Origin of the sequence: Pontibacter sp. HSC-36F09 (assembly GCF_024171605.1) — a bacterium.
GTDB lineage: Bacteria > Bacteroidota > Bacteroidia > Cytophagales > Hymenobacteraceae > Pontibacter.
Map to the genome: position 1 here is coordinate 97,300 of NZ_JALKAA010000006.1, position 13,760 is coordinate 111,059.

A 13,760-nucleotide genomic window follows, 5' to 3' on the forward strand; every position below is an offset into this window, starting at 1 on the left:
TTTATGCTGAAAGCGCCTCTTTGAATGTTGCGGTCGTTTTATCCCGTACCTCTTCTAAAGTCGCGCCCGGCATCAGCTCGGTCAGCGTCAGTTGCCCATCGATAAAGCGGAAAACAGCCAGATCTGTAATGATCATGTCCACTGCTTTCAGCGCTGTGAGCGGCAGTGTGCAGGCCGGGACCACTTTAGCGGAGCCGTCTTTGTTGGTATGGGTCATGGTGATGATAAGCGTTTTGGCCCCTGAAGCAAGGTCCATAGCGCCGCCCACGCCCAGCAAAGGCTGACCGGGCACTGCCCAGTTGGCCAGGTTTGCTTTTTCATCCACTTCCAGTCCGCCCATCACGGCGATGTCCACGTGCCTGCCCCGTATCATGGCAAAGGAGTCAGCACTGTCGAAGTAGCTGGAGCCCGGAAGTGCCGTAACCGGTATTTTGCCTGCATTGACAGGGTAATCCATCGCGCCACCACCATCTTTAGGCGACGGCCCCACACCCAGCATGCCGTTTTCGGTGTGCATCACAATACCGTCCTCCGGCGTGATCAGATCCGCCACCAGCGTAGGTATACCTATACCTAAGTTCACGACGTCCCCTTTTTTGAGTTCCTGCAATGCGCGCCTGGCCATGTTCATGCGGGTGTCGCTTACCTTACGGGAAGAAGATACGGAAGCAGAAGAGCCGAGGTCCTCCAGTGTCAACGTTGCCTGCACGAGGTAGTTTACATAAGAGCCCGGCGTATGCACATGCTCCGGGGCGATCTCCCCTACCGGCACAATCTCTTCCACCTCGGCTATTACCAGATCGGCGGCGGTTGCCATGGCGCGGTTAAAATTCTGCTCGGTCATGCGGTAGGTCAGGTTGCCGGCTGTGTCAGCTTTCCAGGCGCGCACAAAGGCCACGTTGCCTCTTATACCTTCCACAAACACCTGCTCCTTTCCTTGAATCATTTTTGTTTCGCGACCCTTCGCCAGTTCGGTGCCGGCTGAGGTTGGCGTATAAAAACCGCCTATACCTGCGCCGCCGGCCCGGATGGCCTCTGCCAGGGTGCCCTGCGGCAGTAATTCGTATTCTACATCGCCGTCCTGGGCTGCTTTCACCGCCTCCGGGTTGCTGGTAAAGAAAGAGCCGATCATCTTTTTGATCTGCCCGTTGCGCAGCAATTTGCCTCCACCTATACCTGCCTCGCCGACGTTGTTGCCGATAAAGGTTAGGTTCTTCGTTTTGGTTTCGGCAAGCGCGTGCATCAGGTGCACCGGATTGCCCGTCATCCCGAAGCCGCCCTGCAGCAAAATATCCCCATCCTTTACCAAAGCAACTGCTTCTTCAAGGCTAATCTGTGGTACCGATTTCATGTTTATATCAATGGTAGATTTCTAAGTAAAAGTCGCCTTCGTTCTTGGCGGCGTAGAGCACGTTCGTAGCAAACTCAGTGGGCAATTCCACACTGGACAGGTGGTTGGCCTCGAGCTGAACGTGCCGGGAGCGGGGAATGCCGCTGGCCAGAAATTCGCCGTCGACAGTTGTCGTCACCTCGTCCTGCGTGCCGCTGATGACAAGGGTGGGAACTTTCAGATTCGATAACTCTTTCCTGAAATCGGCATCGCGCACAGCAGCACAACAGGCAATGTACCCTTGCAGAGATGTCTGCGTGAATTTCTCCAGCACATCGCGTACCGCTTCCGGGTGCTCCTGCCTGAAGGCCGGTGTAAACCAGCGCTGTGCCGTACCATCCAGTATACTTCCCAAGCCGTGCTCTTTTACCTGGGCAATACGGGCGTTCCAACCATCAACTGTTCCAATTTTTGCGGCCGTATTAGCGATGATGTTCTTTATGAACCGCTCGGGGTGGTGAATGCCCAGCCACTGCCCGATCAGCCCACCCATCGAGAGGCCGCAGAAGTATACCTTGCCCAACTTCAGGTGATCCAGCAACCCGATGACATCCTCACCCAACGCTGCGATGGTGACGGTGTCCGAGTTGATGGAGCTTTGGCCGTGTCCACGGGTATCGTAGCGTAGTATGTTGAGGTGCTTCCGCAGGTTATGCACAACTTTATCCCACATGGTCAGGTCCGTACCCAGCGAGTTGGAGAACACAATGGTATCATCATGCCCCAGGTCCTCATAGGTATAGAAGCAGTCGTTTCCGGCAATTTTTAAAGTAGGCATCTGGTATGGGCTTAAGTTTTAGCGTGGTCCGTGCGTGCGCTCTACTGCTGCAGCGAACACGCCTTCCCGCTCTTTGTGTACCTCAAAATCGAAATCAATGGAAGCGAAGGGCTCGTCGATGCTGAATTTCTCTTTCGCTTCGGCAGCAGAATAGCGTGTGATGTGCGGCACCAGTTCCGGACGGGATGCAAAAGCGAAGTCATCCCAGATGAGTGGGTCGCCCTCTATGTTGATCTGCGTGGTTAATTTGCGATAGTCGGGCGCGGTCACAAAAAAGTGGATATGTGCAGGACGACTGCCGTGGCGGCCAATTGCCTTGAGTAACTGGTCTGTCGCACCGCCCGGGGGACAGCTGTAGCCAACCGGCAAAATGCTCTTGAATCTATACCTGCCATTTTCATCGGTGATGATGGCCCGGCGCAGGTTGAAAGGCGGTTGTGACGAATCAAATATGGAGTACATGCCGCGCAGGTTGCAATGCCATACCTCTACTTTCGCGCCGGGTACTGGCTTGCCTTCTTCATCTTTCACCTGGCCTTGCATGTAGAGTCGCTCCCCCCCTTCTTCGGGCTCCGTTTCCAGTTCTGCGTAACCAACCGATTCCGGTGAGCCGGGTACGTACAGCGGACCTTCAATTGTTCTCGGGGTGCCACCTGTTATACCTGCTTTGGCTTCGGCCTCGTCCATGCGCAGGTCCAGAAAGTGCTCCAGGCCAATACCGGCCACAACCAGTCCCCATTCGTTGTTCCGGCCAGTGGTAGTCAGCCAGTCGACTGCCTTCCAGATCTCTTCCGGCTGAATATCCAGGTCTTCGATGGCGTAGAACAGGTCGGTGGTGAGGCGGTTTACAATCTCTTTAATGCGCTCTGAGCCTTGACCAGGCACTTCTGTCGATTTGATTTTTTCAACAACGGCATCTATTTGGTGTCTTTCCATGGTTAGTTTATGCTAAGGTTTTAGGTTGATTTGCTTTTTAAGGTATAAGGCGGGTTTGTTAGTGGGCTTCCTCCTCGTTTTTAACAGAAGAGTAGTGCTGGCAAAGGGCCGTTACTTCCACCTGCATGAACGGGTATAGCGGGAGCGACATCAGGATGTCGTGCAGTTCGCCGGCGCTGGCCACATTAAAAATGCTGATGTTGGCATACTGTCCGGCAATACGCCAGATGTGGGTCCATTTGCCCTGCCGCTGCAGGTCCTGCGCGAGCGCTTTCTCTTTTGCCTTTAAATCCTCTACATAGACCTTATCTAAATCCAGCGGGATGTTCACTATCATGTGCACGTGAAATAGCATAGCTTATTTTCTTTTGAATTTTTCTACCTGATTCATATCCAGTTCTATACCAAGTCCCGGTCCCTGCGGAATTTCCATGATGCCGTTGCGGTAAGTCAGTCTGGTTTTAACAATATCTTCGGTGAGCAGCAGCGGGCCAAAGAGTTCGGTGCCCCAGTCGAGGTGCGGCAGCGTGCTGAAGACCTGCGCCGAAGCCACCGTACCCACCGTACCTTCCAGCATAGTGCCGCCATACAGGCTTATACCTGCGGCCTGAGCAATAGCTGCCTGTTTCTGGATGTTGATCAAACCACCGGCTTTGGAGATTTTCAGAGCAAACACACTACCTCCGCCAATCTTGGCAAGCTTAAAAGCGTCGGACACTGTGCCTGCTGCTTCGTCGGCCATAATCGGCACTTTGAAGTATTGTGTCAGTCGGGCGAGTCCGTCGAAATTGGTTTTGATGATGGGCTGTTCGATCAAGTCAATACCATCCTCTTGTAGTTGAACTATACCTTGCTTGGCGATACTTTCTGTCCAAGCCTGGTTGACGTCCACGGTCACTTTCACATCGGGGCCGACGGCTTGTTTGATCGCACTCACATGGCGCACATCGGTTTTCCAGTCATAGCGCCCGATCTTCAGTTTGAAGGTATTGTGCCTGCCCTCTTTTAAGAGCGCATGGGCTTCGGCAATATCTTTTTGGGTATCCCCGCTGGCAAGCGTCCAAAGCACGGGTAAAGTGTTGGTTACAGCGCCGCCAAGTAAGGTGGCTACTGAAACACCGAGTCGTTTGCCCTGGGCATCCAGGAGTGCGGTTTCAATGGCGGACTTCACAAAGTTGTTTCCTTTGATGTTGTAGTCCAGCAAGGCCATAATGGCGTTGATGCTCAGGGCTGATTTTCCTTGTAGCAAGGGGGCAATGTAGGTGTCCACCGTCAGCTTCATGCCTTCCGGCGATTCATCCCCATAGCTCAGTCCGCCAATGGTGGTCGCTTCGCCTATACCTTCGATGCCGTCGCTGCAAAACAAGCGAACGATCACCATGGCCTGGTTGCGCATCACGGCCATCGACAAGTGGTGCGGGCGGATGGTTGGCAAGTCAACGATCACGGACTCGATGCGTTCTATCTGTATGTCTTTCATTTAGTTAAGTGTACGAGTATACCTTAAAATAAGCGTGTACTTACTTTGGAAAGTAACCACTCACTAAGTATTACAAATGTACTCGTACCCAAACCGCGCGGGTAGGACTAATGCGCTATAAACAAGACAAATCGAACATATGGGAGCTTAGCGCTTCTTCACGCCAATTTTTTTTCGGAATTCGAGCGGGGTTTGGCCAGTTTTCTTTTTGAAAAGACGGGTAAAATAGGCGGGGTCGTCAAAGCCGAGTGTGTAGGAGATATCGGCAATGTTGCTGTCCACATCGGAGAGCGCCAGTTGGGCTTTGGTGATGAAATAATCGATCAGGATGTCTTTGGGGGATTGATTGGCGATGCTTCTGCAGATGCGGCTCAGGTGACCGGTAGAGATGAACAGGTCGCGGGCGTATTCTTCCACCATTTTTTTGTAGGAATTCTCTGCCCGGATCAGTTGCTGAAAACGCCGGAAGTATACCTTGCTGATGTTGGAGGAGGAAAAGAAAGCTTTTTTTCCTCCCAATGATATACGGTAGAGTTGCACCAGCATCTGTCCGACCAGGTACTGCAGCATCAGGAGCCGCCCCGGTATCTGGCCGTTATACTCGTCCACACACTTCTGCATGGTTTCAAATAATTCTGTAGTGGCAGGTTCTTCCTCCGTAACCGACACCATATGAACTTCCTCCATCCCGAAAATCACATCGGCTTCCCGCTGCAGCATGTGTTCCAGCACGGTGTCCGCCAGGTTGATGATCCAGCCGGAAACATCTGTCAGGTGCAAGAAGCCGTGTTCAATATTTTTAGGGATCACAAGGAAAGCAGGTGCCTGTATCGTGGTTTTCTCTGTTCCATGATAAAACTCGGTGCAGCCTTCCTGTACGAGAAAGATCTGCAGAAAATTATGGTGGGCATGCAGTTTTACCTGTCCCTGGTGCTGTTTCCCGATCTCTCCGAAAGGATGCACATGGATGAGCCCCCTAGCAAATTCGATGGTGTTGGTGCCGTACAGCCCCTTGTAAAAGCGTTTCTCCTGCATGTTTTAAGTTGGCACATTTTGCGATAGGAAACAACGGAAAAATGAATTTAAGTCTGGTTGCTCAAAGTTTATGTACATTGCGTAATTTATACTTTGTGTGGAACAGTTGAAATCTTAACTATGGAAATCGGAATAACCACCTTCGTCGAAAATACCCCAGACCCTTTTAGCGGCAAGATGCTTCGTCCGGAGGAAAGGATGCAAAACCTGATGGAGGAAATTGAACTGGCAGACCAGGTGGGATTGGACGTTTTTGCCATTGGGGAGCACCACCGACCTGACTATATCGTTTCTTCTCCGGCTGTGGTCCTGGCGGCGGCGGCTGTCAAAACCAAGAACATCAAGTTATCGAGTGGTGTGACGGTATTGAGCTCCGACGATCCGGTTCGTGTTTTCCAGGATTTTGCGCATGTCGATCTTTTATCAAAAGGCAGAGCGGAGATCATGGCCGGTCGCGGCTCCTTCATCGAGTCTTTTCCGCTTTTTGGCAATGACCTGAAAGACTATGACACCTTGTTTTCAGAGAAACTGGAACTGCTTATTGCGCTCAACAAAAGTGAGAAGATAACGTGGGAAGGCAAGCACCGGCCAGCTATTGATAACCGCGGGGTATACCCGAGGCCGTTCCAGCAGGAATTGCCGATCTGGGTGGCTGTCGGTGGCACGCCACAGTCTGTGGTGCGGGCGGCTACGCTTGGTCTGCCAATGGCGCTGGCCATTATTGGCGGTGAGCCGGAGCGTTTTGTGCCGTTCACGAACCTGTATAAGGAGACCTACAAAAAAGCCGGACATGATCCTGCCAAAATGCAGTTGGCTATCAATTCGCATGGGTTTATTGCGGATGATGCGCAAAAAGCCGCCGATGATTATTATGGTCCTTATGCTTACGTGATGAGTAAGCTCGGGCGCGAACGGGGCTGGTCCCCTATGAACAGGGAACACTACGAAGCGATGCGCGCTCCGACAGGGTCTTTGCTGGTGGGCAGCCCGCAGCAGGTCATCGACAAAATACTATATGAGTATGAGCTATTCGGCAATACCCGTTTTCTGCTGCATATCAGCGTGGGCACCCTGCCGCATAGCATCCTGATGCGCGCCATAGAATTGCTTGGAACCGTGGTGGCACCGGCAGTTAAAAAAGCGGTGGCAAAGGCTACGTCCTAAATCTGCTACAACGCTTATGCTTTCAGCCATTTGCTGCTGCTAAGGTAGGCAACCCGGTCGCTTGACCTATAAATGCAGGTTTATCACTGGTTGGTTTCGGGGAGAACTGGGGTGTCTTTTATTTCGTAGGGCTTGCCGATCAGTCTCACTTCATAAGGCGTGCTGACACCTTTCAGATTCAGGTAATTACAACCCACGGCATACGGCGGGTTTTTGAGTAAGCGGTAGGCAACAGCTGAGATCACGAAGCTATTGTTCAGTTCTTTGGTAGCGGCCTGTAGCCGGGCTGCGATGTTCACCGGAAAGCCCATCACCGTCAGGTTATGGCTCAGGCCTATACCTACGTTACCCACTACCACCTTTCCTACATGCACGCCTATACCTACTTCAAAGGTATGGTTAAAGTAAGGCCGCATGTAGGTGTTGTTAAAGATCCGAAGGTCTGCCAGTATCTTTAACCCAGCCAGCACGGCCGAGTTGGTGGCTTGTTTTATTTTGCTGTTCAGCCCAAATACGGCATAAAGGCCATCACCGGCTGTATCAATAATCTCCCCATCATACTGAGTGATGGCATTTTTGAAAAGCGCGAAGATCCTGCGCATGATGTGAATGACGTCGAAGGGAAGGCTCCGTTCGACGAAAGGCGTAAAGTCACGGATGTCGATAAAGAAGAGCGCCAGCTTACGGCTCTCCCCCATCACCGTGGTTTTGTTATCTTCCGTGTCATCCACAAAAATATAACGGTCAATTTCATCCCGGATCAGGCGCTGCACGGCTACCCCTTCCCCGTTTACCCTCGACTGACAGGCAAGACGCACGTTGTCCGGAAACTTCTTCACTTTTTTGATGGCCTGCTCCAGACCAGTGGGCGGTGTCAGCTTCTCCTGCCCCTCCAGTACCAGCACGCGGCAAGTGGTGCATTGCCCTTTTCCACCACAGGCATGGTAGTGCGGAATACCGGCAGCCAAAGAAGCCTGCAGAATCGTCTGCTGCTCTTCTACCGGTACTGCTTTCTCGCCTTTGAAATTTACATGGTGGGTCATGAGCGCTTTTCGTTGATTATACCTTACTCGCTTTTAGCCGATTCCTGACGCACCAGGTACTGGTACTCCGGGTGCTTTTTAAGGTATGAGCGCATATAAGGACACAGCGGCACCAGTTCCAACTTATTAGCGGCAATATGCTCCAGCGCATACCTGGTCATGGCGCCGGCTATACCTCTGCCTTCCAGCGCTTTTGGCACCTCGGTATGGAGCACTGTCATCACACCGGGCTTCAATTTATACTCGATGATGGCGGTATGTCCTTCCAGGGTTGTCTCGAACCTGTTTTTGGCCGGATTATCTTTTACTTCTATCTCCATGATACTTGTTTTTGGATTGATTCTTTCAACGGATGTGAGCTATACCTTAGGCCAGCGTAATGAAAATAGAGCTCCGGACGGCCTGCTCCAGGTTACGGGTTTTATGACCCTTTCCGGTTGTATCTTCCAGCAGCAGGACTTCCCCCTGCCTGAAGGTGCGTTTTTCACCAAGCGATGTTTCTATCTCTATACCTACGTCCAGCACGACAATGTACTGCCGTGCCGGAGCTGTATGGAAATCATAATCATAGGTAGGCACTACTTTACGGAAAATAATACTCTCCGCTTTTTCCGCCTCCGACAGGAAACCGATCTCCCCTTCCGGATTCAAGGGCCTGGAAATATCCTCAAACCTGCTGTCACCATTTTCGTCAGCGTATACCCTGGTTATTGCAAAAGCTTCCATACCTTTTTTTGCTATTATCATCATACTTCTTCTGCTCCTGGCTTAGTCAATTTTTGGCAGGGCTGCTTCAATCTCCGCTCTGCGCGACTCGTAACGGGGAGGCAGGAGCAAACCGGTTCCCAGTTCTTCCCACGGCTCGTCGATGCCAAATCCGGGATTGTCGGTGGCGATCTCGAACAGGATACCATTCGGCTCGCGGAAGTAGAGCGAATAAAAGTAATTGCGGTCTATCTTCTGGGTGATGTTATACCCCAGGTCGGCAATCTTTTTCTGAAAATGCATCAGCACCTCTTCGTTCTTCACCCGGAAGGCAATGTGGTGGTTGGTGCCGGCTCCGCCCAGTCCACGCGGCTCGTTGGGCAGCTCCACCAGATCGATGATGTTGGCCGTGTCCACCGTGTCGGTTACGTAGCGGTAGCGGTTGACGCTTTGCTCCTGCAAGGTATAGCCGAAGATATCGGTCAGCACCTGCGCAGTTTTGTCTTTGTCCTGCACCGTCAGCGTTACGCCATGGAAGCCTTTTGTCGCCACATCGGCTTTCACTTCGTCAGTTTCCCAAGGTATGCGGTTATCCTGTTTTTTGGGTATCACCAGCTCCAGTTTCAGACCATCCGGATCCAGAAACGTGAGGTACTTCTCGCCAAACTTTTCGGAGGGCTTGTTGTAAGTCACGTAGTGCTTTTCGAAGCGGTCGATCCAGAAGTCGAAGCTGCCTTCGGGCACCGCGTAAGCAATGTTGGTGGCCATACCGGTGCCGGCGCTCCCCCTTCGGGCTCCTTCGTGTGGGAAAAACGTCAGGATCGTACCTGCGCTGCCTTTTTCATCACCGAAATAAAAGTGATAGGTACCCGGATCGTCGAAGTTTACGGTCTTCTTGAGCAGGCGCAGCCCCAGTACTTTGGTATAAAAATCAAGATTTTGTTTGGCCATACCCGCGATCGCTGTGATGTGGTGTAGACCTGCTATTCTATTCTCCATGATCTTAGTTTTATGTGCCATCTACCTGGTAATCAGGTATACGGCTTTTTTATATATTGAATTATCTTTCAGTAAGTTTACACCGACTGCTTCACCAGCTGCACTTCTGCGTGTAGTCTGATCTCGTCACTCACCACAACGCTGCCCGCTTCGGTCACGGCGTTCCAGGTAAGGCCAAATTCCTTGCGGCTTATCTTGCCATCTACCGTAAAGCCGGCTTTTGTCTGTCCATAGGGGTCGACGACGATACCGCCAAGCTCCACCTTTACAGTTATGGGCTGGGTCACATCGCGTATACTCAGGTCGCCATGCAATTTGTAGTCACTGCCTCCTACCTTCTCATAACGGCTGGCTACAAAGCGGATCTCGTTGTGCCTCTCCACATCAAAAAAGTCCGGCGATTTCAGGTGCGTGTCGCGTTGGTCGTTGTTGGTACTGATGGAGTTCACATCTGCTGTAAAAACAACCCGCTCCACGTTCGTGAAAGCCTCATCCTTCGTAAGCGCTTCTATGTTAAAGCTCCTGAAATAACCCGTCACAGTCGTGATCATCAGGTGCTTTACCTTAAACTGTACTTCGCTGTGTATCGGGTCTACTACCCATTTCGTGTTTGCCATGCTGCTTCTTTTATTTTAATTCTTAACCCCGTAATGAGATTAGGTTTTATCTGAATTTCGATATAAATGTAGATACATTTATTGTATATACATCAATAATGCTTAAAAAGTTTTGCGTTCTCTGAACATGCCGTAATTGAGAAGGCCTTTTCCCCTCTTTTGTATCGGGCACCGTGATTCAACACTTTCAAAGAATTTATCAGCCAAGGTATAGCCTGCGTATCCTCCAGCTTGTGTGGCGGCTTTGACGCTACCTCTTCCTGGCTATACCTATTCCCCTATAGCAACAGCGCTCACCGAACGACTCTATTCTTTGGAAAACTCCTTTGTGCTTCGCACGGTATCAATCGGCCGGACCATTTTTTCGATGGCTTCGCGTTTGGGCTCCAGGAAAGGAGGCAGGGATAGTTTCTCCCCCAGCGTTTCATAGGGTTCATCTCCCATAAAACCAGGGCCGTCTGTAGCCAGCTCAAATAAAATTCCGGGCGCAACGCGTGTGTACAGCGACTCGAAAAAGTGCCGGTTAACATAGCCAGAAGTAGGAAGCCCTATCTTCTCCATCTGCTCGATCCAAGTTTCCAGTGCTGCGCGGTCCTCTACCCGGAAAGCTACATGGTGTACCGTACCAAAGCCTTGCTGCGCCATAGCCAGACTCCCATTCTTTTCGACGATAACGGAAGCACCGTTTCCGCCCTCCCCCACTTCAAACAAATGGAAGGCTCCTTCACTGGCAGTCTCTTTAAACAACAGCACTTTCTCCAGTACTTCCTTAAAGTAGTTGAAGTCCCCGATCCGGATAAAGACCGGCCCCAATCCAGTAATGGCGTATTCCAGCGGAACAGGGCCTTTTTGCCAGGGCGTGCCCGTTGCTATACCTGTATTTGTTTCATCGGACACTAACTGGTACTGCTGATCGTCAAAATCGACGAAGGGAAGTGTTTTCTTGCTGAACTGCTCTTGTACGCCAGTATGTTGGACCTTGAACCTGTCAAATCGTTTTTCCCAGTATGCCAGGGCCGTATCGTCCGGCACTCTGAAAGAGGTCCTGGCAATCTCGTTTGTCCCGTGTTTGCCTTTCGGAATGCCCGGAAAGTCAAAGAAAGTCATATCCGTTCCGGCGCTGCCTTTGTCATCGGCGAAGAACAAATGATAGGTTTGAATATCATCCTGGTTAACCGTTTTTTTCACCAGACGCATTCCCAGCACGTTTGTGAAAAAGTCATATATCTTTTCTGCGCTGCTGGTAATAGCAGTTACATGGTGCACCCCTTTAATTTCGTTCATGGTGTTTGCCTTTGATTGACCCTGTTAAAAGTATACGCTATACCTGTATACCTATACGTTGAGTATCAATGGAGAAGGTATAGCAGTTATGATAGGCAGGGCACCTCATGTATGCACGCACTGGTCCGGCAAGTGCGAATTAGCAGATGGAAACCCACCGCCTGCCTCCTGATAACTTTTTATTGCGTTCTCGTTTAACAAATGAAGCGAGAGGCACCGCCACTGCAGGTGAAAATGCCGGACTCGCGTGAAAAGACAAGACAGACAGGCAATGCCTGTAACAACTTATAAGAAAGGATAGCAAATGGAAGAGCAGCAGAATAAAGGTCGTGAGCATACCAGTTTCCTGGTTTTTTCAGCCTCGCTCAGGAGCGGATCGCTCAATACCAAACTGGCAAAGCTGGCTGTGAAAGTCATTGAGGAACATGGCGGCACGGTGGACTTTGCCGACATGGCGGAGTTTGAGTGTCCTACTTTCAACCAGGATCTGGAGGTGGATAATTTCCATCCCGAGGGAGCTGAAGCGCTCCGTAAACGTATGCTGGCCAACGATGCTATGATCATTTCATCGCCAGAGTACAACGGTTCTATGCCCGGTAATCTGAAGAACATCATCGACTGGACGTCCCGTTTTCGTCCGCAGCCCTTTCACCAGCATCATGCCTTACTGATGTCCGCTTCCACATCCATGGCGGGTGGCAACCGCGGACTCTGGGCTCTGCGCGTTCCCTTTGAGCATCTAGGCACCAGAGTATACCCGGATATGTTCTCGCTGGCAACGGCGCCCGAAGCATTTAATGAAGATGGCAGCCTGAAAAATAAGACGCTGGCCAAGAGGTTTGAAGACAACCTGGTCGCATTTATGAATCTGGTGGAAGCGTCCAAACACTATCCGTGTATTAGAAAAGCCTGGGTTGAGTTTTTGGGAGAAAAACCGGCCAAAGAAACAGAACGGGTGGAATAGGTATAGGATCCTAGGCTACAGTTTTTAACCCGTACAGTTAACGTCGCGAAACCCTCTTAATCAGTGGTGCCGGCAAGTTGGTCCAGTATGTTCTCACCCAAGGCAATGTCGGCAACTTTTATACTTCCCTTCCCTATCTGCTTCCACACGCCGCTTACCTGCAGCACGGCTATCCTGTCTGTGGGAGATACTTCGGCAACATAAGAGACATTGGATTCAAGTAATTTGTTGGCAACTGCCTCGTGCATTTTTTTCACGGAAACAGGATGCGTGATCATGTTGCGGAAGTCAGCCAGCAGGGTAAAGCCCGGTGCTGCTAAGCCTATCACTTTATTCCAATCATTCAAATAATTTGGCACTACCTCCGGTGATTTCCAGTAATTATTGATCCTCATGTAAATACGGTTCTTTTCAGGGTCGTAAGCTAACTCGTAGAATTGGTTATCAGATACAGTAATCATCCAGCTGGTAGTAAGTAAACGTGGCACAAAGATAAGAAAACAACAAATGCAATCCAGATTAGATTAGCACCGCCTGTTCAAAAGCCTGGAAACCAGCTAGGAAAGCCACTGGTTGCAAGGGCTACTTATTCGTAATGCTGAAGCAGCCGCCCAGCATTCTACGGGTATCAAACGGGTATGGGTGGAATTCCCGGGAAAAAACCAGCTAAGGGAACGAAACGAGTAAAATAAAACGACTAACTTGGATACAGGTAAAAGTTCAGGTATAGCATTAACATCGGAAGCGACTTTTACCTGATCGAATGCATTCAACAATCAAGAGGCGATGTACAATTTATACTTTCAGCATCTAAACAGTAAAGTCCAGCTTACGGAAGAGGAAGAGGCGCACATCAAAACCTACCTTACCCTTAAGAAGCTCCGAAAGAAGCAGTACCTGCTGCAGGAAGGTGATGTATGCAAAGTGATCGCCTTTGTAGAAAAGGGCGCCTTGCGCGCATACTCAGTTGACGAGAACAGCAATGAGCACATCATTCAGTTTGGCCTCGAAGGCTGGACGATCTCCGATCTGTACAGTTTCCTGACTGGAGAGCCTGCCACCTATAACATCGATGCCCTGGAAGACTCGGAACTGGTGATCATCAGCAAATCAGCTCATGAGGAGCTGTTGCAGACGATGCCCAAGTACGAAACTTTCACCCGACTGAATATTACAGGCGCTTACCTGGCCATGCAGCGCCGGCTGACTTCCATTATCAGTGCCTCGGTGGAAGAGCGCTACCAGGAATTCATCGCCCTCTACCCACACATTGTGCAGCGTGTTCCCCAGCACATGATCGCCTCCTACATGGGCCTTACCCCAGAAACCCTGAGCCGCATCCGGAAACGCATCTCTTCTAAGTAA

Annotated in this window: 16 protein-coding genes; 3 read left to right on the forward strand and 13 right to left on the reverse strand. The window is 50.8% G+C overall.

Annotated features, from left to right (window positions below; translation table 11 throughout):
- Position 1 precedes the first annotated feature (1 nt).
- From L1278_RS19610 to L1278_RS16445, 6 genes are all read right to left on the reverse strand, one after another.
- Entirely contained in the window at positions 2–1,351 is a 1,350-nt protein-coding gene (locus L1278_RS19610) for a 3-oxoacid CoA-transferase (protein WP_305884444.1), read from the reverse strand.
- 7 nt (positions 1,352–1,358) lie between these two features.
- On the reverse strand, positions 1,359–2,168 hold the full coding sequence (gene pcaD / locus L1278_RS16425; RefSeq protein ID WP_253406106.1) for a 3-oxoadipate enol-lactonase: 810 nt from the start codon (positions 2,166–2,168) through the stop codon (positions 1,359–1,361).
- A gap of 18 nt (positions 2,169–2,186) precedes the next feature.
- On the reverse strand, positions 2,187–3,104 hold the full coding sequence (gene catA / locus L1278_RS16430; protein ID WP_253406107.1) for a catechol 1,2-dioxygenase: 918 nt from the start codon (positions 3,102–3,104) through the stop codon (positions 2,187–2,189).
- A 58-nt stretch (positions 3,105–3,162) separates the two neighbouring features.
- Positions 3,163–3,459, reverse strand: coding sequence for a muconolactone Delta-isomerase (gene catC / locus L1278_RS16435; RefSeq protein ID WP_220626748.1), 297 nt, complete (start codon positions 3,457–3,459; stop codon positions 3,163–3,165).
- 3 nt (positions 3,460–3,462) lie between these two features.
- On the reverse strand, positions 3,463–4,584 hold the full coding sequence (locus L1278_RS16440; RefSeq protein WP_253406108.1) for a muconate/chloromuconate family cycloisomerase: 1,122 nt from the start codon (positions 4,582–4,584) through the stop codon (positions 3,463–3,465).
- 147 nt (positions 4,585–4,731) lie between these two features.
- Entirely contained in the window at positions 4,732–5,619 is an 888-nt protein-coding gene (locus L1278_RS16445; protein ID WP_253406109.1) for an AraC family transcriptional regulator, read from the reverse strand.
- A gap of 120 nt (positions 5,620–5,739) precedes the next feature.
- Between L1278_RS16445 and L1278_RS16450 the strand changes: the two genes are divergently transcribed.
- Positions 5,740–6,783: an LLM class flavin-dependent oxidoreductase gene (locus L1278_RS16450; RefSeq protein WP_253406110.1), complete on the forward strand. Its 1,044-nt coding sequence runs from the start codon at positions 5,740–5,742 to the stop codon at positions 6,781–6,783.
- Positions 6,784–6,866: 83 nt separating this feature from the next.
- Here L1278_RS16450 and L1278_RS16455 read toward each other — a convergent pair whose 3' ends face one another.
- The 6 genes from L1278_RS16455 to L1278_RS16480 all read right to left on the reverse strand — a co-directional run bounded on the left by L1278_RS16455 (position 6,867) and on the right by L1278_RS16480 (position 11,431).
- Positions 6,867–7,826: an adenylate/guanylate cyclase domain-containing protein gene (locus tag L1278_RS16455; RefSeq protein WP_253406111.1), complete on the reverse strand. Its 960-nt coding sequence runs from the start codon at positions 7,824–7,826 to the stop codon at positions 6,867–6,869.
- A 23-nt stretch (positions 7,827–7,849) separates the two neighbouring features.
- Positions 7,850–8,146: a GNAT family N-acetyltransferase gene (locus L1278_RS16460; RefSeq protein ID WP_253406112.1), complete on the reverse strand. Its 297-nt coding sequence runs from the start codon at positions 8,144–8,146 to the stop codon at positions 7,850–7,852.
- A gap of 46 nt (positions 8,147–8,192) precedes the next feature.
- The gene (locus L1278_RS16465) at positions 8,193–8,576 is read right to left on the reverse strand and encodes a hypothetical protein (RefSeq protein ID WP_253406113.1); all 384 of its coding nucleotides are present in this window, start codon (positions 8,574–8,576) and stop codon (positions 8,193–8,195) included.
- A gap of 18 nt (positions 8,577–8,594) precedes the next feature.
- The gene (locus L1278_RS16470; protein WP_253406114.1) at positions 8,595–9,530 is read right to left on the reverse strand and encodes a ring-cleaving dioxygenase; all 936 of its coding nucleotides are present in this window, start codon (positions 9,528–9,530) and stop codon (positions 8,595–8,597) included.
- Positions 9,531–9,607: 77 nt separating this feature from the next.
- Complete coding sequence (locus tag L1278_RS16475; protein WP_253406115.1) at positions 9,608–10,147, reverse strand: YceI family protein; 540 nt, start codon at positions 10,145–10,147, stop codon at positions 9,608–9,610.
- A gap of 306 nt (positions 10,148–10,453) precedes the next feature.
- The gene (locus tag L1278_RS16480; protein WP_253406116.1) at positions 10,454–11,431 is read right to left on the reverse strand and encodes a ring-cleaving dioxygenase; all 978 of its coding nucleotides are present in this window, start codon (positions 11,429–11,431) and stop codon (positions 10,454–10,456) included.
- Between the two features lie 304 nt (positions 11,432–11,735).
- Between L1278_RS16480 and L1278_RS16485 the strand changes: the two genes are divergently transcribed.
- The gene (locus tag L1278_RS16485) at positions 11,736–12,395 is read left to right on the forward strand and encodes an NADPH-dependent FMN reductase (RefSeq protein ID WP_253406117.1); all 660 of its coding nucleotides are present in this window, start codon (positions 11,736–11,738) and stop codon (positions 12,393–12,395) included.
- A 56-nt stretch (positions 12,396–12,451) separates the two neighbouring features.
- Here the strand turns inward: L1278_RS16485 and L1278_RS16490 are convergent, their stop codons facing one another.
- A complete protein-coding gene (locus L1278_RS16490) occupies positions 12,452–12,856 on the reverse strand; it encodes a hypothetical protein (protein WP_253406118.1) in 405 nt (134 codons plus the stop codon).
- 325 nt (positions 12,857–13,181) lie between these two features.
- On the opposite strand from L1278_RS16490, the gene L1278_RS16495 reads away from it, so the two are divergent.
- A complete protein-coding gene (locus L1278_RS16495) occupies positions 13,182–13,760 on the forward strand; it encodes a Crp/Fnr family transcriptional regulator (protein ID WP_253406119.1) in 579 nt (192 codons plus the stop codon).

Bases quoted from the DNA above. Each gene is read 5' to 3' on its own strand.
- L1278_RS16495 (WP_253406119.1), top strand. From the start codon at position 13,182: ATGTACAATTTATACTTTCAGCATCTAAACAGTAAAGTCCAGCTTACG.
- pcaD (WP_253406106.1), bottom strand. From the start codon at position 2,168: ATGCCTACTTTAAAAATTGCCGGAAACGACTGCTTCTATACCTATGAG.
- L1278_RS16470 (WP_253406114.1), bottom strand. From the start codon at position 9,530: ATGGAGAATAGAATAGCAGGTCTACACCACATCACAGCGATCGCGGGT.
- L1278_RS16465 (WP_253406113.1), bottom strand. From the start codon at position 8,576: ATGATGATAATAGCAAAAAAAGGTATGGAAGCTTTTGCAATAACCAGG.
- L1278_RS16450 (WP_253406110.1), top strand. From the start codon at position 5,740: ATGGAAATCGGAATAACCACCTTCGTCGAAAATACCCCAGACCCTTTT.
- L1278_RS16475 (WP_253406115.1), bottom strand. From the start codon at position 10,147: ATGGCAAACACGAAATGGGTAGTAGACCCGATACACAGCGAAGTACAG.
- L1278_RS19610 (WP_305884444.1), bottom strand. From the start codon at position 1,351: ATGAAATCGGTACCACAGATTAGCCTTGAAGAAGCAGTTGCTTTGGTA.
- L1278_RS16480 (WP_253406116.1), bottom strand. From the start codon at position 11,431: ATGAACGAAATTAAAGGGGTGCACCATGTAACTGCTATTACCAGCAGC.
- catA (WP_253406107.1), bottom strand. From the start codon at position 3,104: ATGGAAAGACACCAAATAGATGCCGTTGTTGAAAAAATCAAATCGACA.
- L1278_RS16445 (WP_253406109.1), bottom strand. From the start codon at position 5,619: ATGCAGGAGAAACGCTTTTACAAGGGGCTGTACGGCACCAACACCATC.
- L1278_RS16460 (WP_253406112.1), bottom strand. From the start codon at position 8,146: ATGGAGATAGAAGTAAAAGATAATCCGGCCAAAAACAGGTTCGAGACA.
- catC (WP_220626748.1), bottom strand. From the start codon at position 3,459: ATGCTATTTCACGTGCACATGATAGTGAACATCCCGCTGGATTTAGAT.
- L1278_RS16440 (WP_253406108.1), bottom strand. From the start codon at position 4,584: ATGAAAGACATACAGATAGAACGCATCGAGTCCGTGATCGTTGACTTG.
- L1278_RS16485 (WP_253406117.1), top strand. From the start codon at position 11,736: ATGGAAGAGCAGCAGAATAAAGGTCGTGAGCATACCAGTTTCCTGGTT.
- L1278_RS16455 (WP_253406111.1), bottom strand. From the start codon at position 7,826: ATGACCCACCATGTAAATTTCAAAGGCGAGAAAGCAGTACCGGTAGAA.
- L1278_RS16490 (WP_253406118.1), bottom strand. From the start codon at position 12,856: ATGATTACTGTATCTGATAACCAATTCTACGAGTTAGCTTACGACCCT.